Source organism: Flavobacterium beibuense F44-8, from assembly GCF_000769915.1.
In the GTDB taxonomy this organism is placed as follows: domain Bacteria; phylum Bacteroidota; class Bacteroidia; order Flavobacteriales; family Flavobacteriaceae; genus Flavobacterium; species Flavobacterium beibuense.
This window is the reverse complement of record NZ_JRLV01000001.1, coordinates 1-19,354: the sequence shown is the minus strand read 5'-3', so window position 1 is coordinate 19,354 and position 19,354 is coordinate 1. Positions and strand designations below refer to the sequence as shown.

The 19,354-nt window shown below is 38.1% G+C and carries 16 protein-coding genes; 8 read left to right on the top strand and 8 right to left on the bottom strand.

The annotated features are described in order from the left end of the window. Positions 1 to 4 precede the first annotated feature (4 nt). The 6 genes from Q763_RS00075 to porU form a co-directional block, all read right to left on the bottom strand. Positions 5 to 682 (bottom strand): SDR family NAD(P)-dependent oxidoreductase, encoded by a 678-nt coding sequence (locus Q763_RS00075; RefSeq protein ID WP_035129630.1) that lies wholly within the window; start codon positions 680 to 682, stop codon positions 5 to 7. Next, complete coding sequence (locus tag Q763_RS00070) at positions 683 to 1,636, bottom strand: M28 family metallopeptidase (RefSeq protein ID WP_035129627.1); 954 nt, start codon at positions 1,634 to 1,636, stop codon at positions 683 to 685. A gap of 134 nt (positions 1,637 to 1,770) precedes the next feature. Next, positions 1,771 to 3,411 (bottom strand): pyruvate dehydrogenase complex dihydrolipoamide acetyltransferase, encoded by a 1,641-nt coding sequence (locus tag Q763_RS00065; RefSeq protein WP_035129624.1) that lies wholly within the window; start codon positions 3,409 to 3,411, stop codon positions 1,771 to 1,773. 2 nt (positions 3,412 to 3,413) lie between these two features. Beyond that, positions 3,414 to 4,415, bottom strand: coding sequence for a pyruvate dehydrogenase (acetyl-transferring) E1 component subunit alpha (gene pdhA, locus Q763_RS00060; RefSeq protein ID WP_035129611.1), 1,002 nt, complete (start codon positions 4,413 to 4,415; stop codon positions 3,414 to 3,416). 208 nt (positions 4,416 to 4,623) lie between these two features. Further along, positions 4,624 to 5,841, bottom strand: a complete 1,218-nt coding sequence (gene porV, locus Q763_RS00055; protein ID WP_035129608.1) for a type IX secretion system outer membrane channel protein PorV — start codon at positions 5,839 to 5,841, stop codon at positions 4,624 to 4,626. A gap of 42 nt (positions 5,842 to 5,883) precedes the next feature. Then, on the bottom strand, positions 5,884 to 9,738 hold the full coding sequence (gene porU, locus Q763_RS00050) for a type IX secretion system sortase PorU (protein WP_035129606.1): 3,855 nt from the start codon (positions 9,736 to 9,738) through the stop codon (positions 5,884 to 5,886). Positions 9,739 to 9,946: 208 nt separating this feature from the next. Here porU and gldJ point away from each other — a divergent pair, with 208 nt between their 5' ends. From gldJ to Q763_RS00015, 8 genes are all read left to right on the top strand, one after another. Next, positions 9,947 to 11,617 (top strand): gliding motility lipoprotein GldJ, encoded by a 1,671-nt coding sequence (gene gldJ, locus Q763_RS00045; protein ID WP_035129603.1) that lies wholly within the window; start codon positions 9,947 to 9,949, stop codon positions 11,615 to 11,617. Between the two features lie 69 nt (positions 11,618 to 11,686). Continuing rightward, a complete protein-coding gene (locus Q763_RS00040) occupies positions 11,687 to 12,973 on the top strand; it encodes a UDP-N-acetylmuramoyl-tripeptide--D-alanyl-D-alanine ligase (protein ID WP_035129600.1) in 1,287 nt (428 codons plus the stop codon). A 109-nt stretch (positions 12,974 to 13,082) separates the two neighbouring features. Then, complete coding sequence (locus Q763_RS00035; protein WP_035129597.1) at positions 13,083 to 13,676, top strand: TetR/AcrR family transcriptional regulator; 594 nt, start codon at positions 13,083 to 13,085, stop codon at positions 13,674 to 13,676. 4 nt (positions 13,677 to 13,680) lie between these two features. Beyond that, the gene (locus tag Q763_RS00030) at positions 13,681 to 13,905 is read left to right on the top strand and encodes a hypothetical protein (protein WP_035129594.1); all 225 of its coding nucleotides are present in this window, start codon (positions 13,681 to 13,683) and stop codon (positions 13,903 to 13,905) included. Between the two features lie 33 nt (positions 13,906 to 13,938). Then, positions 13,939 to 14,505: an MFS transporter gene (locus Q763_RS18050; RefSeq protein WP_262493960.1), complete on the top strand. Its 567-nt coding sequence runs from the start codon at positions 13,939 to 13,941 to the stop codon at positions 14,503 to 14,505. Further along, positions 14,442 to 15,197 (top strand): MFS transporter, encoded by a 756-nt coding sequence (locus tag Q763_RS00025; protein ID WP_262493959.1) that lies wholly within the window; start codon positions 14,442 to 14,444, stop codon positions 15,195 to 15,197. Before Q763_RS18050 ends, Q763_RS00025 begins: the two co-directional genes overlap by 64 nt. Before the next feature lie 90 nt (positions 15,198 to 15,287). Then, complete coding sequence (locus Q763_RS00020) at positions 15,288 to 15,866, top strand: Crp/Fnr family transcriptional regulator (RefSeq protein WP_035129580.1); 579 nt, start codon at positions 15,288 to 15,290, stop codon at positions 15,864 to 15,866. Positions 15,867 to 15,941: 75 nt separating this feature from the next. Further along, on the top strand, positions 15,942 to 16,823 hold the full coding sequence (locus tag Q763_RS00015) for an SDR family oxidoreductase (RefSeq protein ID WP_035129577.1): 882 nt from the start codon (positions 15,942 to 15,944) through the stop codon (positions 16,821 to 16,823). A 28-nt stretch (positions 16,824 to 16,851) separates the two neighbouring features. Here the strand turns inward: Q763_RS00015 and Q763_RS00010 are convergent, their stop codons facing one another. Then, on the bottom strand, positions 16,852 to 18,315 hold the full coding sequence (locus Q763_RS00010) for a S41 family peptidase (RefSeq protein WP_035129574.1): 1,464 nt from the start codon (positions 18,313 to 18,315) through the stop codon (positions 16,852 to 16,854). A 90-nt stretch (positions 18,316 to 18,405) separates the two neighbouring features. Further along, the gene (locus Q763_RS00005) at positions 18,406 to 19,242 is read right to left on the bottom strand and encodes a LytR/AlgR family response regulator transcription factor (RefSeq protein ID WP_035129570.1); all 837 of its coding nucleotides are present in this window, start codon (positions 19,240 to 19,242) and stop codon (positions 18,406 to 18,408) included. Positions 19,243 to 19,354 lie beyond the last annotated feature (112 nt).

Genomic DNA, 19,354 nt, shown 5'->3' with positions numbered 1-19,354 from the left:
TTCATTATGGTGTGCTTGAAGAAACCTCAAGCACTTTCCCGTTATAGTATTTATTACCTGTTAAGGCAAAATCATAAATATAGTTAGCCATCTCGTCAGCCGAAAGCGGCGCCTCATACCCCGGGAATGCTTCCTGAAGCATTTCGGTATTTACTGCGCCAAGAGCAAGCACATTAAAAGCTATTCCCTGCTCTTTATACTCCTCTGCCAAAAGCTCTGATAAAGTTATTACAGCACCTTTGCTCGAACTGTAAGCAGCAAGTCCTGCAAACTTAACAGTACCTTTCACTCCGCCAATACTACTTATAGTAACCACATGAGCGCCTTTTTGCATAAAAGGAAGCACTACCCTGTTTAAGACAGCTACTCCAAACACATTTACTTTATAAACATATTCAAACTCCTGAGCCGTAATTTGCCCAAACGGCTTATTGATAAGTGCACCGGCATTGTGTATTAAAACATCTACACTATGCCAAGTATTGGCTATAAAATCATGCACTTTTTGCAGATTATCTTCTTCAGAAATATCAACTGCAAGACAGGAAATATTCTGATTTTCTATAAATGCCTGCGGAACTTTTCTGGAAATTGCCAATACCTTATGACCCGCATTTGCAAATTGCAATGCCAGCTCATAGCCTATCCCCCTACTCGTTCCTGTTATTATTATATTTTTCATTTAGTCCTTTAAAACAATTTCTCTGGTATCTGCATTAATCAGTTTCTCTGTAACAGGAATCATCTGCTGAATAAAATCAGTCATGTGAGCCGTATCCATTTCATCAAATTCATCACCAGGCTGATGGTAATAATGGAAGCTTTCCATATCAGTAGTACTGAACGTGTGTGCAGGAATATTAAATTCAGAATAGAAGGGATAGTTATCTGAAGCCCTGAAAAGCTGATACTTTATTGCAAAATCATAATACCCTATAAAAGTTTTACCTGTGTACTCGTTTATTTTATTAGCCAGATTAGATTTTCCATACCCTGTCATAAAGGCAACCATATCTTTACCGGCAGGCATTGGTACGCCTATCATCTCATAATTAAGCATAAGATAAACATCCATGTTAGCCTGCTTTAATTTTGCCGAAAGATGTTTAGAGCCTAATAAGCCTTTCTCCTCTGCCGAGAAAAAACAAAATAAAATACTGCGTTTATTGGTTTTCTCTTTAGCATAGTAGTTTACCAGTTCAGTTACCGCAGTAGTTCCCGATGCGTTATCATCGGCACCATTATAAATACTATCTCCGGCTACTGCCATCCCTATACCCACATGATCATAATGAGCACCAATTACCACAACTTCATTTTTAAGCTTAGCGTCATTCCCTTCAAGATACCCTACTATATTGTAAGCCGGCTTAGGAAAATTAGACAATGTATCCCTGTATGTAGCAAAGTAAGGTTTAATACTGTTTTTAGCAAAAACATCTTCAAGATACAATGCAGCTTTTTCAAGCCCTTCACTACCGCTGTCACGCCCCTCAAGCTCATCTGATGTTAAAAATTTAAGTGTATTTATTACACTTTCCTCATTAACCTTATAATCTTCAGGATTGCTTTTTTTAACAGCACACGATGTTAGCAGCGCGATTAACGATACGCTTAAAAAAACGACTTTTTTCATTATCTTTTGTTTTGTTTTGCTAAAATACTAAAAAACAATTGCTATACCTAAAGGGATTTATAGCTGACTATGTTGCCAAAAAAAATCCGCCCTGATAACCAGAACGGATTTTATATAATACAACACCCCTTAGTTTATGCAAGCATAGTTACAGGGTTCTCAATATATTGTTTAAGTGTTTGCAGGAATTGAGCACCTGTAGCACCATCAATAGTACGATGATCACAAGTAAGCGTTACTGTCATAGTATTACCTACTACAATTTGACCGTCTTTAACAACCGGTTTCTGTACAATAGCACCTACAGAAAGGATTGCCGAGTTAGGCTGGTTGATGATAGAAGTAAACTCCTGTATACCAAACATACCTAAGTTAGAAACGGTAAACGTACTACCATCCATCTCTGCCGGAGTAAGTTTTTTATTTCTTGCTTTACCCGCAAGATCTTTCACGTTACTACCTATTTGAGAAAGACTCATTAAGTCAGTAAACGGAAGTACAGGAACCACAAGTCCGTCTTCTACAGCTACAGCAACACCAATACTAATATGTTTGTTGTATACAGTAACATCATCTTTCCACTGTGTATTTACCTGTGGATGCTTGCGAAGTGCCATTGCACTTGCTTTAATTACCATATCGTTAAACGACACTTTAGTATCCGGCACAGCATTAATCAGAGCACGGCTTGCGATAGCATTATCCATATCAAGCTCAACAGTTAAGCTGTATTCCGGTGCAGTGAATTTAGACTCTGCAAGACGACGCGCAATAGTTTTACGCATCTGGTTATTTTTAACTTCCTCTCTGCTTACCTCACCTGCAGGAACAAATGGTTTTGCAGCAGGTGCAGCAGCTGTTTGAGTAGCAGCAGCCTGAGTAGCCGGTGCAGACTGCGCAGCAGCAGGAGTAAAGTTCTCAACGTCTTTCTTAACAATTCTTCCGTTTTCACCTGTACCTTTTACCTGACCAAGGTTAATACCTTTTTCTTCAGCAATTTTACGGGCCAACGGAGAAGCAAAAATTCTACCACCATCATTACTTACAGCAGCAGCCTCAGCTTTAGGAGCTTCAGCAGTTTCTGTTTTAGACTCAGCTGGTTTTTCTTCTTCTTCTTTTGCTTCAGTGGTACCACCTGCCTGAAAGTTATCGGCAATACCGCTAACATCAGTACCTGCAGGACCTATTATAGCAAGAACGCTGTCTACCGGAGCAGACTGGCCTTCCTGAATTCCAACATATAAAAGTGTACCTTCATTGAAAGATTCAAACTCCATTGTAGCTTTATCGGTTTCAATTTCAGCAAGAATATCTCCTTCCTCTACTTTATCACCCACTTTTTTAAGCCATGTAGCAACAGTACCTTCGGTCATGGTATCACTAAGACGAGGCATAGTAACCACCTTAACATCTTTAGGTAATTCTGTAGCAGGAGCTTTTTTCTCTTCCGCTTTTGGTGCAGCTTCTTCTTTTTTCTCCTCTGCAGCTGGCGCAGCAGGAGCACTTCCACCGCTTAGAAGGCCTGAAATATCTTCGCCTTCTTTACCGATGATTGCAAGAAGTGAATCAACCGGAGCCGACTCCCCTTCCTGTATTCCTATATGAAGTAATGTACCGGCATGAAACGACTCAAATTCCATAGTCGCTTTATCTGTTTCGATCTCTGCCAGTATATCTCCTTCTTCTACTTTATCTCCAACTTTTTTTAGCCACGTAGCCACAACCCCTTCGGTCATGGTATCACTTAATCGTGGCATTGTAATAATTTCTGCCATTTTTATTGTAATTTATGTGGTAAAAAAGGATAGTTTTCCTGTTCGTAAACAACGTCATACATAACGCTTAGATCCGGGTACGGAGAATCTTCTGCAAATTTCTCGCACTCAGCAACAAGATCTTTCACTCTCTGGTCGATAGTTTCAATCTCTTCTTCTGTAGCGTAGTTGTTTTCTTTGATAATATCAAGAACCTGAGTGATAGGGTCAATTTTTTTGTACTCTTCTACCTCTTCTTTAGTTCTGTAGTGTTGAGCATCACTCATTGAGTGACCTCTGTAACGATACGTTTTCATTTCAAGGAAAGTTGGCCCTTCTCCTCTTCTTGCTCTCTCCATAGCTTCGTGCATAGCCTCAGCCACTTTCACAGGATTCATTCCGTCTACCGGCCAACATGGCATTTCATAGCCAAGACCAAGTTTCCAGATATCTGTATGGTTAGCAGTCCTCTCTACAGAAGTACCCATTGCATAACCGTTGTTCTCTACAATAAAGACTACAGGAAGTTTCCATAGCATTGCCATGTTGAAAGCTTCGTGAAGTGACCCCTGACGTGCAGCACCATCACCAAAGTAGGTAAGTGTTACACCGCCTGTTTCAAAATATTTATCGGCAAAAGCGATACCTGCTCCAACAGGAATTTGAGCTCCTACAATACCATGACCTCCATAAAACCCATGCTCCTTAGAGAAGATGTGCATAGATCCTCCAAGACCTTTTGATGTACCCGTACCTTTACCTAAAAGCTCTGCCATTACTCTTCTTGGGTCTACACCCATACCTATTGGCTGAACGTGGTTACGGTAAGCAGTAATCATTTTATCCTTTGAAAGGTCCATTGCATGAAGGGCTCCGGCAAGTACTGCCTCCTGGCCATTATATAAGTGAAGGAAACCTCTAACTTTCTGCTGAATGTATAAAGCAGCAAGTTTGTCTTCAAACTTTCTCCAAAACTGCATGTCTTCATACCATTTCAGATAAACTTCTTTTGTAATTTCTTTCATTTCCTAATAGATGTTGCTAAATGTGTTCTTTAAAAAATTTGATTGTGACGCAAAAAGTTTCCTCACACAAATTTGCGAATTGCAAAAATAACACATCCCGTTAATAACTAAAAAAATAAATCAAAGTATTTTAGGCTTTTTTTTGCACTACAAAATAAAAAAGGGATTTGCAATAAATCCCTTTTTTATTTACTGTTATGTTTAACTACTAATATTCGTCGTAGTCGTCTCCAAAATTAAATGACAGTGAGAAACGAAGTGTATTTTCAAGCGGGTTTCTCACCTGCGAAGCAGAGAATAAATAAGAAACATCTACTTTAACTACATTATACCTGAAACCTGCACCAAGTGATAAAAACTTACGTGCACCTTTCATTTCGCTTTCGTTAAAATAACCTACTCTAAACATAAAGGCATCCTGGTAGCTATATTCAGCACCTATAGAATAAGTAACTTCTTTAAGTTCTTCACTAAAACCATCGGGTGCATCTCCAAACGACTTAAATATACCTGAAACCCATCCTGTGTTTCTGTAATCCTGAAGATCTGAAGCATACTGAGCATTAGCTGTCGCTTGCTCATCCTGAGTAATTTCTCCGTCACCGTTAGAGTCTATCGGCTCAACAACAGCCGGAGGTGTAGGAACCAAAAGCTTGGTCAACTCTACATTTACTCCAATTTTATTATACTCGTCGAAAATAAAGTCAAATCCACCACCTAATCTTAAGTTAGCCGGAAGGAAGTTTGCATTCTCTTCGCTATCATCATTATTATAATTGATTTTAGGCCCCATATTCTGGAAGTTAAAACCAGCTCTCCATCTACCGTCAAAATCAGAATAAGGAATCTCTTCAGACTGGTAGTAACCCGCTACATCAAAAGCAAATGTTGTTGCTGCACTGGCATCTCCACCTCCTGCTGTTTCAGGAATCCTTAAATTAGAACTGATAAAACGACCTGCAACCGCCATAGAGAAACGCTCACTAAGTTTTAGCGAATAGGATAAATCTAAAGCAAGTTCGTTAGGACTTCTTACCACAGGCACATCATCAGGATTTTGCCTAAGCTCAATATCTCCTAAACCAAAATAACGAAGACTGGCACCAAAAGCACTCCTATCGTTAAATCTGTTATAAAATGTTAGCTGAGCTAATGAAATATCGTTTGCAATATCAGTAAGGTAAGGAGTATAACTCGCAGACCCTCCATACTCTTTAAGCGCAAAAGCATATTTTGCCGGGTTCCACTGCTGCGAATAAACATCTGCAGAAGTAGCAACCCCCTGGTCTGCCATACCCGCTGCTCTGGCATCTGCAGCTATCAGTAAAAAAGGAACACCTGTAGTAATTACTCTCTCTGTTTGTGTTTGAGCCTTTGCCATTTGCACTCCTAAAAGAGCAAGAGCAAATAAAACTATTTTCTTCATTTTTTATTTTGAAAATTTTAAGGTAACAAATATAGTATTTTCTTATAGCAATACAAGTTTCTCATACTTTTCGGCTTTCTTATTTGTTGAAGCCGAGCGCACAGTGAGCTTATAAACATAAACTCCCTTACCAATACGATCACCAAAATCATCGCGTCCATCCCATTTTATATCCCTGCAAAGGAAACCTTCGGTAGTAACCGACTGGTTAATGGTTTTAACCACCTTTCCGCTAACGGTAAAAATCTGAACCTGAACATCAAGCGGCTCATATGGCCTGTTATGGGTAAACCAAAACTCTGTATAACTCACAAATGGATTAGGATAATTAAGCACCTTTTCCAATCGTAACTCTTCGTCGCCCACCACCACAAACTGTAACTCTGCCGTAACCGGATTATTGTACACATCCCAGGCTTTAAAAGTTAAAGTATGAAGTCCGGGCTCTAAACCACTAAACGGATATCTTAAGCTACCATTAGTATAACTATCAACATTCGTTTCATAATAATCATTTAATATAAACGGATTTGTTTCATCCCCGTCCAGTATAGCTATTATATCATGACCAATACCACTCGCTGTGTTTATACCGTGCTCATCTTCCAGAAAAGCAAGAAATATTGGCGAATCGTTAGTAATCCCGCCAGATATAAATGACTCATCATTCATATACAACCTAACAGTAGGACCTGTAATATCTTCCTCCGCAGTTTCATTTATACCTCCTACCTGTATAGAATTATCATACCCGGTTTGATCTTCCAGCACATTACCCCTTTTAGAATAAAAACTCACCCTACCATTACCAACAGGTATACGTATATCACGAGGAACAACAAAATTAAATTCAAACTGACCTCCCGTTACCGAAGCATTACCTCTAAAGATTGCTTCACCAAGAGTATTGAAATCGTATTTTAAACTCTCATTAGTAGGCTCATCATTAGCCAGTGTTTGCCTTAATATCTCCTTATCAAATACCGTAACTCCAAGCTCTCCGTTATAAGTATTCATTGAATTACCCGCCTCGTCGGTCACACGCCCTGTCATTTTCACAAAAGAAAGTGCCTCTAAAACTTCTACCGACTGATCAACCGGAACATCATTCACAGCTGTTAACACAACTTTAGGCTTAGGAATTGCCAACATAAGAGCCGGGTCACCTATAAAAGAGATAACCCTTAAATTTTTATTACCCAACTGAACTTTTGTTCGCCTCATAGCCTCAGCCATAGAAGGATAATCACCCCCATCAAATGCAAATAATTTTTCAGGCAGCAATCCATTAAAATTAAAAGCCACACTTACAAATATAGAACGGGTTGTAGTAATAAGACCTATAGCCCCACCCGCACTGTTCCAGTACAAATACTCACCACATGTAGGCCTGTAAGGATTATCAAAACGTGTAAGCTCACAGGTAACAGTAACAAACAAAGGGTACTTGTATTGATTGTTTAAATTTTGTGCATCTGATTTTTCAAAAATCCTTTCAGCAGCCATACCGTCTTCACCACCATGCCCCAAATAATTAACTACAAGAGCACCATTATTAACCGCCCTTATTATTTGCTCCTTAGCCTGCGGATACCTAAAACCTCCTGATGAAGACTCCTGAACATAGGCATCGGTATATATTTTCCTTACATTGATAAAAGGCTTTTGCTCTATAATATCTGTATAAGCCCCCTCCATTATAGGAACAAAGTTATCTCCACCATCATCTAAATCGTCTGATAAAAGAACATACTCATTTCTCCACCTACCATAAGACTCCTCATTAAGATACTGCTCTACCTTATCTACCATTTCCCTTGCCTGAGACATACTACTCACCGCCATACGCCCTACAGCAATATCAGCACCTACAGGGTCATTAAAAAGCACAGCTCCTTCCTCCGGATCCATTAGAGCAAAAAAGTCATCTGAAACAAATGTATTAGTAGAATTATAATTAGGTATTGAGCCAGAAGGATCATAACCGTGGAGCGTAGGCACTATATTAGTATTATTAGGAATACGGTTTTTAAAATCAAACGACGCATCCCCAAATAAACAAACATATTTTATTTTATTAGCATCACTTGATGCGTTATAATAAATATATTTCACCAGGTTTCTTATCGCAGCCACATCCTGCTTACCGGAAGAGAATTCCTGATAAATATTTTCAAGATTAACAACCTTTACATTAAGACCATTTCGCAACCTATGGATATTAGCCAACCTTTCAGCTTCAGAATTCAATGATGCCGGAGTAACGATAAGATAATCGATATCTTCAAACTGCCCCTGACTATTATTAAACACAGTACCTTTTATATTTTGATTAGCCACCCTGGCCTGACTCTCCCTTAACGGAGTATAAAAGTTTGAAGACACCACAGTAACATACTGCCTTACCTCTCCCGACTCTGCCTTGAATGAAAACTGACTTTGTCCTCCTTCATTCACATATTTCTTTACATTATATATATCGGTAATATCCCAAACCTCACTTATTCCGGAAGCGTTAGACATTTGATACTCTAAAACCCCGGTATTACCCGAAGCCGCATTATACCTAAACCTAAACTGAGAACCGTTACCTTTTAAAAAACGTTTCGCTTTTAAAATAATATAATCCAACCAGGCATTAGACCCCGGCACCCCTCCGTTACTATATGAAAGATTAACAGTTATTGTACCACCCGCCGGTGTGAATGTAGCCGTGTAACCATTATTTCCACCGGTACCGTCTTCAGCCGAATCATGCTCCTGAACAGCGACAAAAGAAATCGTTCCCAAACTTTGAGCATTAGCCATAACCGTCATAGAAGTTGGCACCACTGAATAGGCTGCTGCATTAACCGTTACCGAAACCGGCGTACTCAAATCAATATCAGGAACAGAAAATTCAAAATCCTGACTATTATTTACATTAAATTGTTCGCCGTGCCATTTCCTTCCTATTCTACCTATATTAACTAAATCTTCTTCGTGATAATAATAATCGTCAAAAGAAGTAACAGTTGCAGTAACAGGATCTGTTGGCTGAACTTGAGTAGTTATACGCTTACCCTCCCCACCCTGTGAAGTAACATAGTAATACGACCTGTTTGCAAACAGGTTGGAATGAGTCTGACTCTCGACATTCCAGTTATCAACACCTTCAGCATAGAAAAGTATATAATCAGAATCGCCAAAGTTACCATCTTCCTCCCCTATAAAAGCAATAGCATTTTCAGCAAGATCATCAGGATAAGGAATATTGTTTTTTAACGGAAGCATGCGCCCGCCGTTACCATATATTTTAATTCGCCTTGGATCAACATTCACATTAACACCAAGCTGCTGTAAAAAACTTTTGGATATCCTGTAAACTCCAGATCGCTCCACATAAAACCTGTGCCACTCCCCGGAAGCCAAAACCGAATTAGTTACAACCTGAGTATCTTTAGGATTAAACCTACGCGCTGCTGTAGCAAAAGAGTAAGAAAAAGATTTTACTCTTTTATACCCTGAACCATCCTTTATAATAGGAGACAAGTACAAATTAGCATACCAGTCATTACGGGCATGAGACGATATAATATTAGGCTTTAATGATGTAGGTATTTTTTGCAAATCAAGAATACCCAGTTTTTCTAAAGCAACACCCTCATATATTACATTAGTAATTTGCAATGAAGAAGCATCAACATAACCACTAACTGGAATATTAAGTCTAAAAAACAACTCCTTAGTCAAATACCTGTAATCCATATTAACATAGTCAAACTGCGGAATTGATACAACTACCCTGTCGGTAACCGTATACTTTTCCCCGTCTTTCCAGTTAATACTAACAGTATTTTGCTGACCAAAGGAAAGTAAAGAAAATAGTAATATAATAAGGAGTAAATTCTTTTTCATCAATTGTGACAACGCAAATAGTAAAAATATATTACGATACAGAAAAACTTTTTTTTCTGTCAAACGATTGCAATATTACTTCAAATAGTGCGTTATTTAAAAACACTATTAACATAATTTTGGAATTTTATTAAAAATTTTAAAAACGTGTTGCGGTTTAATGGTTAATTATTATATTGCGCCACGAAATTAATTACCTGCAGAAAGTATGAAAATTAACAAGATTACAGCTTTTAAACTGCTATTAGCAGTTACGGTAGCAGTTGGTTACACCAGTTGTAGCAAAAAAGGCAGTGGTAACACTTCCTCTGCAACCGGATGGAAAATCAATGACAAGAAGGGCGGTTTCCAGCACAACTCTAACTACAAACAACAGGAGCCAGCTCCGGGACTTGTAGAAGTAGAAGGTGGAACTTTTACCATGGGTAGAGTTCAGGATGACGTAATGCACGATTGGAATAACACTCCAAACCAACAGCACGTTCAATCTTTCTACATGGATGAAACCGAGGTTACCAATGTTATGTACATGGAATACCTTGACTGGTTAAAAAGAGTATACCCTCCAACAGAAGAGAATTACAGAAACATTTATGTAGGCGCACTTCCTGATACATTAGTATGGAGAAGCGCTCTTGGTTACAACGAAACAATGACCAATAACTACCTGAGACACCCTGCTTATGCAAATTATCCGGTAGTAGGAGTTAACTGGATTCAGGCAGTTGAGTTTTGTGACTGGAGAACAAACCGTGTAAATGAATCTATATTAGAGAAAGAAGGCTACCTTAAAAGAGATGCCAAAATTCTTGATGTAACAGCCGAAAACAACTTTGATACAGAAACTTACCTTGAAAGCCCTACAAAAGCTTACGGAGGTAACGAAGAAGTTGTTCTTAGAGGTCGTAACAACAAATTAGCAGGTGACGACGAAGCTACAAACGTTTATGCTCAAAGAACTTCAGGATTAATTTCACCTGAATACAGACTACCAACAGAGGCTGAGTGGGAATATGCTGCTGTAGCTCTTGTAGGTAACCGTGAGTACAACATTTACCGTGGTAGTAAAAAATACCCATGGAAAGGTCAATACACACGTTCTGGTAAAAGACAAAAAAGAGGTGATCAGTTAGCTAACTTCAAACAAGGTAAAGGTGACTACGGAGGAATTGCAGGATGGTCTGATGATAATGCAGATATTACTGCTCCTGTAAAAACTTATCCACCAAACGACTTTGGTCTTTATGACATGGCTGGTAACGTAGCCGAGTGGGTTGCTGACGTTTACCGTCCTATAATAGACGATGAAGCTAGTGACTTTAACTACTACAGGGGTAACGTTTACATGAAAAACCAAATTGGTGAAGACGGTAGAGCTGAGATTGTAACTTCTGAAACTATCGAATATGATACTTTAAGTAACGGTAGAATTCAGTACAGAAACCTTCCTGGTCAAATCGCGAGAACTCCAATTACGGAAGAAGATGTATACCTAAGACAAAACTACACTAGAAGTGATAACCGTAACTTTAGAGATGGTGACAGACAGTCTACCCGTTTCTATGACTACGGAGGTTCTTCTGAAGAAGGTGTTAACACTACAGGTCAAATGTACGACTCACCTCAACACACAGTTGAAACTGACAGTTTAGGTAACATGGTAAGGTCATGGGATAAATCTAACAAGAGAACTACACTTATTAACGATAACGTAAGAGTTTACAAAGGTGGTTCATGGAGAGACAGAGCTTACTGGTTAGACCCTGCTCAAAGAAGATACTACCCACAGGATATGGCTACAGACTTCATCGGATTCAGATGTGCAATGTCTAAAGTTGGTCCTAAGTCTACTAAAAAATCTGCTAGACACCGCGGTTAATCAAAGACTAAAATCTTTATATATAAAAAAATAAAGCCCTATCTTAGGGCTTTATTTTTTTATATACATATGACAACTACCGAAGAACTACACAAGTACTTCCTATCATGCGGAACTGTTACTACAGACACCCGAAAAATAGAATCAGGATCTCTTTTCATTGCCCTAAAAGGCGAAAGATTTGACGCCAATACTTTTGCTGAAGAAGCCTTAAAAAAAGGAGCTGCATACGCCGTAGTTGATAATCCGGAATACAAAACAAACGATAAAATACTGCTTGTAGAAAACGGGCTTACCGCCCTACAACAACTGGCAAAATACCACAGGCATTACTTGGGCCTGCCCATTATTGCATTAACCGGTAGTAATGGAAAAACCACAACTAAAGAGCTTATAAATGCTGTACTTTCCAAAAAGTACAATACTACAGCCACCATAGGCAACCTCAACAACCATATAGGCGTACCCCTTACCCTACTTTCATTCACAAAAGATACCGAAATAGGTATTGTAGAAATGGGCGCCAATCACAAAAAAGAGATAGAACAACTCTGCGAAATAGCCGAACCTAACTTTGGCTATATAACCAATTTCGGCAAGGCACACCTGGAAGGTTTTGGCGGCGTACAGGGCGTAATAGAAGGTAAAAGCGAATTATACACTTATCTTAAAACCCATACAAAAACTGCTTTTGTAAATCTGGACGACCCTATTCAGAATAAAAGAACAGAAGACATGTCACGCATTACTTTTGCAGTTGATGAGTACAACTGTGACATACGCATAGACCAAATTGAAGCCAACCCAATGGTTACCATTAAATATAACGGACTGGAAATACACTCTAATCTTATAGGAATTTATAATGCTAACAATATAAATGCCGCTATAACTATTGGAACAAACTTTAAAATAAGTGACCAAAAAATAAAGGAAGCAATTGAAAATTACACTCCTAACAATAACAGGTCTCAACTTATAGAAAAAAACGGAAACCATATTATAATGGATGCCTATAATGCAAACCCAAGCAGTATGGAGGCAGCATTAAACAACCTTATACAACTTGAAGGCAAATCTAAAATAGCAATACTGGGAGATATGTTTGAGCTGGGAGAAGAAAGCCTTGAAGAACACAAAAAACTGGTAGAGAAACTATCTCACACCCCTAGCATAACAACCCATTTTATAGGAAAAGATTTCTTTGCTAATAAAATTAGCAATGACCATTTAAACTTCTATGAAAGTTTTGATGACTTTAAATCATATATGGAAAAAGTCAAACCAATGGAAAAAACCATATTAATTAAGGGCTCACGAGGGATGGCTCTCGAAAGAACCCTTGATATCATATAAAACATAACGCTTTCATTTTGAAGGCGTTTTTTTATTTAAAACTTTTTTAGCCATAAATAAATGAATATTCATTTATTTATATACCTTTGTTCTCTCAAAACACTACCACATGAGAACAAGGGATACAGATAAAGAAAAACTGGTTTACGAAAAAGCCATAGAACAAATTGTGAAGGAAGGATTCAATACCTTCAGCATGAATAGACTGGCTAAGGCATGTAATATATCTGTAGCAACCCTCTATATATATTATAAAGACAAAGATGATCTTATAAAAAAAGTAGGAACCACAATTGCAGAAAAATTCTTCAGCATGGTTATTAATGATTTCAATCCAAACATGCCTTTTGAGGAAGGTATGTGGATACAATGGAGAAACAGATCAGCTTTTGCTTTAGAGAACCCCATGGAGGTATCCTGCTTTGAGATTATGAAACATTCTCCCTATGCTGATGAAATACTTAAAACAGGGGAATTGACAGCTTTTAAAGAATATATGACAGCGTTTTTTGAGCATGCAATAGCGAATAAAGAGCTTAACCCTATATGCCTTGATGTTTTTTGGAGTATTGCTTACGGACCATTGTATACACTACTTGGTTTCCACAGGGAAGGGAAAAGCATAGGAGGCAGACCCTTCACCCTAACCGAAGATGTAATGAAACAAACTTTTGACCTAATGATAAAAGGTCTAAAACCCTGATAAAATGAAACAAACAAACCCTCAGATATTAGTATTTAAAACCGACATAACTGAACTATGCAGTAACTGTGAGGTAGCAAAAAAACTTAATACACACCCTTTAATCAATGAATGGTCCATCGATACAGAAGATAAGGATAACATTTTAAGAATAGTAACCACTAATATAGTACCACAGCAAATTATACAACTGGTTACAGAATCCGGACACTACTGCAGTGAACTATAAACAAATCATCAATATAAATCATCAATCAAAAAAATGGACGTCAAAAAAGGAATTGCAAAATTCTCATCACATCAAAAACTGGTTATAGCCATGCTAGGACTAACGCAGTTTACTGTCATACTCGATTTCATGGTCATCTCACCATTAGGGGACATCCTAATGAAAAACCTGGATATGACAACTGCAAACTTTGGCTTTGCCGTATCAGCATACGCTTTCAGTGCAGGAATATCAGGACTACTTGCAGCTGGCTTTGCCGACAAATTTGACCGTAAAAAACTTCTTATTTTCTTTTACACAGGATTCATATTAGGAACTTTTTGCTGCGCCATGGCTAACAGTTACTTAACACTTGTTGCCGCACGTATTGTTACAGGTCTCTTTGGCGGTGTTATCGGGTCGGTATCACTGGCCATAGTAACCGACTTATTTATATTAGAGCAACGTGGTCGTGTAATGGGCTTTATTCAAATGGCATTTGCCACAAGCCAGATACTGGGAATACCACTGGGACTTTATTTTGCCAATAATTGGGGATGGCATTCATCATTCCTAATGATTGTAGTACTGGCAATCGCAATACAGCACTTATCATTATAAAACTTGAACCCGTAAATAAACATCTTGAGATAAAATCAGATAAGAACCCATTTGTTCATTTACTACATACATTAAATAATAAACGATACCAAACAGGCTTTATGGCAATTGCCATACTATCGGTAGGAGGTTTTATGCTACAACCTTTTGGCACTGCATACCTGGTTAACAATATCAAAGTAAGGCACGAGGAACTACCTATAATATTCTTTTTCACAGGTCTTGCAGTATTATTCATCATGCCAGTGGTTGGTAAACTAAGTGACAGAATGAGTAAACTAAAATTATTCACCATAGGTTCACTTATATCAATAGTGATGATATTAATATATACTAACCTGCCCCCTATCCCGGTATGGCAAATTATAGTAATAAACATGATACTGTTTATGGGCATAATGAGCCGAATGGTGCCTGCAACTACATTGAATACCGCAGTACCCGAAACAAAGGATCGTGGTGCTTATATGGCAATAACCTCATCATTACAGCAAATTGCAGGTGGTATAGCTGCCGTGTGCGCCGGGTATATAGTACATCAGCAAACCAAAACGAGTCCACTTCTAAACTATGATGTATTAGGATATGTGATTAGTATAATAACACTACTATCAATACTGCTTATACTGAGAGTAGATATTTTAATAAACCCCAAAACAGAAATGCCTACACCTACTCCGGTAAAAGTATAAACATCAATCAAAAACGCAGTTAGAAAAGCCCCGCACAAACGGGGCTTTTTGATATAACAAACAAAACAAGATATTCCTTATCTTTATACTATGCATCCCGAATTTGAGAAATACCTAAAAGAAAACACCAACCTTACTCCAGATGATATACATCATATAAGTAGTAAAGCAGTCGGCAAAACATTACGTCGTAATGAACTACTGTTACAGTCAGGAAACGTATGCAAACAAAAAGTATTTATCGCTAAAGGACTATTACGCACCTATAGTATTGACGCAAATGGTAATGAGCACATATTGCAGTTTGCCCCGGAACATAGTTGGACTCTTGACGTAGAAAGCTATGATAAAGAAATACCTGCCGAAACAAACATGGGAGCCGTTGAACCTACCGAAGTATTGCTATGGCACAAAGACGACTTTAATAATCTACTAAGTGAAGTCCCTGAACTCAACAAATTATCGCAGCAAATTATATCCCGAAACATATACTACAGCAGGCAACGTATGCTAACCACACTTAGCGCTACACCCGAAGAGAAATACGACGATTTTATTCAGCGTTTCCCAAAACTACTAACAAGACTACCTTTACGAATGATAGCCTCATACCTTGGCATATCTATTAAAACACTAACAAGAATACGCCACAACCAGCTACAGCGCTAATGCTGATTATGGTCAAATGACCACGTTTTTCGGTTTGTTTTTAACGTGCTTTGTTACAAACAAAAACTTATTATCATGCGTGTATTTGTAACAGGAGCCTCAGGTTTTGTAGGCTCAGCAGTAGTAAACGATTTAATAGCCGCAGGCATAGAGGTACTTGGACTGGTACGATCTCAGGCTTCGGCAGAAAAACTAAAAGATTCAGGAGCCCAGATACTAATGGGTGATATCAATGACCCGGAAATTATCCGTAAAGGAGCCACTTCGTGCGATGCTGTAATCCACACGGCCTTTAATCACGATTTTTCCAGATACAAGGAGAGCTGTGAAGATGACAGGAAAGTCATTGAAATTTTTACCGATGCCCTTATAGGAACCCAAAAGCCACTGGTAATAACATCGGGCGTTGGTATACTACGTAGTGAAAAAGCTATTACCGAAGATGATACCCCTACCAGTTCGGCATCAGTACCAAGGGCAGCATCGGAAGAAGCTGCACTCGAAGCAAGATCAAAAGGCGTTAATGCTTATATAGTACGCCTGCCTATTGTACATGGTAAGGATGATCATGGTTTTATCCCTATTGTTATAGGGATGGATAAGGAAAACGGACAGTCGGGCTACATAGGTGACGGACTTAACAGATGGCCAGGAGTACACCGAGAAGATGCAGCCAGCTTATATCGACTGATTGTAGAGAAACAACCGGAACAAGTCGTTTTTCACCCTATAGCGGAAGAAGGTGTACCTTTTAAGGAAATTGCCCGTGTTATTAGCGAAAACACCGCATTCCCTTTAAAAAGCCTAACTGAAGCAGAAGCAGAAGCCCACTTTACCTGGTTCACACATTTTGCTGGCATGGATGCTTATGCCTCCAGCGAAAAAACCCAAAATATACTTGGCTGGAAACCTGAACAAATAGGTTTACTGGAAGATTTGAGTAAAAATTATTTTTAATAAAAGCCCTCACTTCAGGGCTTTTATTTTATTCGGCTATAAGCCTCATAACATATTCTAATGCGTCACCTTCCACCTCAACATCGGGTTTAACGCCTATTTTATCTAATCTTTGTCCGTCAAAAGAATAATAATCAGCTGTTGGCAAAAACATCCTGAATCCGTCAGACAATTCAAACATCTCTGCCGCTAACATTGCACCAGCTGTAGGCTTGCCTATAATTACCGCACGTTTCTTTTGTTTAAAACCATACACCAAAGGTTCACATGTGCTTCCTGTTCTACCATTGATTAATATGTAAAGCTTTCCGTCGTAAACCGGTTCCTTCGGAACAACTTTTAAACACAATCCTTCGGTAGTATGAATACCATGCATAAGCATATCATAATTGGATTCGGTAAAGTGCGGAAATGATTCATATTCTGCAACCGTAGGCAATTCATCATGGTTATTAAAATATTTCTGAGTAAGAAATACCCCGCCGTAAAAAGTATTATCTGCCACGTGTGTAGCAAACGACATACCCGCATCTACACTACCCCCCGGGTTGTTACGCAAATCCACTATAAGATTCTTATAATTGTTTTTAGCTATAACTTTAAAAACACTATCCATTTCGGCAGCACTACCATCAAAAGAGGTGATTTTGAGATAGCCTACACCAGCGCCTTTTTCTTCCAGAAATACCCTCTGCTTATAATTTTCAGATACTCCTGTTGCAACCTCAGTATCATGACTCTGTTCAGTCTCATCATCCCCAAAAGGTCTCATAAGCATATAGTGGGATATAGGTAATTTACCTGCATAATAGAAAAAGGCAAATACCATTTCGAGATCATCCTGAACCTTTGCAGAAACATCATTCATTTTCCTGTCAAACCTTTTCCATTCCTTAGTCTGCATTATATCCCTATTAAATATTTTATTGTAGGTTAGGCTAGCTGTTTCCTTATAAAGTGCATGATAATCTCTCAAAGGCAACAAATGGGTATTTCTTTCTCCTTTTATAGAACCTTTGTAGTTATTATTCATATCATTTAGTGTCGCCGAAAGTTTTCCCTGAAAAACGTATCCCTTAATATTATAATTACCTACCAGAGAAGTAAGCACTCCGGTAAACTTTAAAGAGTCAGAAACCGAAGAATAGGTTCCGTTTTCAATTCGTAATATACTCCCTCCTTTTAGTCCGTCATTAAATGATTTTGCAAGCATCGATTTTGCTCCGCCCAGAATATCCTTTAATGCATCTTTACGGGTATGTCCTTCAAAATTATTTTCACCAGTTACATTAAATTCCATAATAATTTGGGAAAGTCCTAAATCATTATGTTCCATTTCAAGATGCCATTTACCGGACAAATTATCCGTTTTTAGTTGTGCGCGGGAATTAGCAGTATTAAAAATTACAGCCAGGATAATTAACAGGTTTCTTTGTTTGAAGATATATCCTGCAACAGAAAGATTTTGATTTTTTTGGTGGTTTGTTCGCATGTTCTTTGATTTTAGCATTGTAGCAAAAATCAATAAAATCCTTTGTAACCCACAGAAAATGTTATGTTTGTCAAGAAAATGTGACGAATATCAAAGCACTTTTACCAGCACTTTTACTTTAGGAATATAATTTCTGGAGACAGGAACAAAATCAGTTATCCCATCAATAAACAATTTATAACCCTGAGCATTTCCTTTTACCTTTATAACCTTACCTGTATTAACTATGAATGACCTATGGCACCTAATAACAGTATTATTTTGAATTTGGGTTTCAAGGTTTTTTAGCGAAAGTCTTAATAGCCGATTTGTTACGACTCCTTCTTCAAGGCAATGAACCGTTACATAATTCCCATCTGATTCGGCATACAAAAAATCATCTTCTGTAAGAGTCAGTCCCTCCTGACCGGAATCAGGTATTATGTTTAGCAATTCTCCTGTTTGCTCAACTTTTTCAACAACTTCCTCAAATGTATTCCACGATTGAGTTAAATACAGGTAGCGAGCAAGTACATAAACCATACTTATGGGTACAGCTATTGCAAAAGTGTACAAACACATAAACAACAAATGACTGATACTAAATGAAACATGGTTAATAAAGTAAATATTATAAACATAATTGAAACCAGAACAAATAAGGAGTACAAAAAGCAGCTTGACCAGTTCTTTATTCAGATTCCAGTTGTATGATTTTTTAAGAAAAAAGAGATTAGCCCCACTATATACCACAAATGCAATAATAGGATAAGGAGCCAGTAAAAGGTACTTGTAGTTATTGGTAAAAGTATGAGCTCCAAAAGGCTGAAAAACTATAAGAAAAAGATAACCCATAACCGCAATAAAAAACGACGACAGAAATATTTCTCTCCTTGATTCGGATATTGGGTAACGCTGATTAATTATTTTAGCTATTCCTTTTTGCACTATAGTGTATTTTGCTATTTATGTAAAGTTAAAAGAATTAGCTTAAAACAAAAAAACCTTCAGTTTTCACTGAAGGTTTTTCTTTTTCTTGTGGGCGATGAGGGATTCGAAC

Bases quoted from the DNA above. Each gene is read 5' to 3' on its own strand.
- Q763_RS00020 (WP_035129580.1), top strand. From the start codon at position 15,288: ATGCATCCCGAATTTGAGAAATACCTAAAAGAAAACACCAACCTTACT.
- Q763_RS00065 (WP_035129624.1), bottom strand. From the start codon at position 3,411: ATGGCAGAAATTATTACAATGCCACGATTAAGTGATACCATGACCGAA.
- porU (WP_035129606.1), bottom strand. From the start codon at position 9,738: ATGAAAAAGAATTTACTCCTTATTATATTACTATTTTCTTTACTTTCC.
- pdhA (WP_035129611.1), bottom strand. From the start codon at position 4,415: ATGAAAGAAATTACAAAAGAAGTTTATCTGAAATGGTATGAAGACATG.
- Q763_RS00040 (WP_035129600.1), top strand. From the start codon at position 11,687: ATGACAACTACCGAAGAACTACACAAGTACTTCCTATCATGCGGAACT.
- gldJ (WP_035129603.1), top strand. From the start codon at position 9,947: ATGAAAATTAACAAGATTACAGCTTTTAAACTGCTATTAGCAGTTACG.
- Q763_RS00035 (WP_035129597.1), top strand. From the start codon at position 13,083: ATGAGAACAAGGGATACAGATAAAGAAAAACTGGTTTACGAAAAAGCC.
- Q763_RS00015 (WP_035129577.1), top strand. From the start codon at position 15,942: ATGCGTGTATTTGTAACAGGAGCCTCAGGTTTTGTAGGCTCAGCAGTA.
- Q763_RS00025 (WP_262493959.1), top strand. From the start codon at position 14,442: ATGGCATTCATCATTCCTAATGATTGTAGTACTGGCAATCGCAATACA.
- Q763_RS00030 (WP_035129594.1), top strand. From the start codon at position 13,681: ATGAAACAAACAAACCCTCAGATATTAGTATTTAAAACCGACATAACT.
- Q763_RS00010 (WP_035129574.1), bottom strand. From the start codon at position 18,315: ATGCGAACAAACCACCAAAAAAATCAAAATCTTTCTGTTGCAGGATAT.
- Q763_RS00070 (WP_035129627.1), bottom strand. From the start codon at position 1,636: ATGAAAAAAGTCGTTTTTTTAAGCGTATCGTTAATCGCGCTGCTAACA.
- Q763_RS00075 (WP_035129630.1), bottom strand. From the start codon at position 682: ATGAAAAATATAATAATAACAGGAACGAGTAGGGGGATAGGCTATGAG.
- Q763_RS18050 (WP_262493960.1), top strand. From the start codon at position 13,939: ATGGACGTCAAAAAAGGAATTGCAAAATTCTCATCACATCAAAAACTG.
- porV (WP_035129608.1), bottom strand. From the start codon at position 5,841: ATGAAGAAAATAGTTTTATTTGCTCTTGCTCTTTTAGGAGTGCAAATG.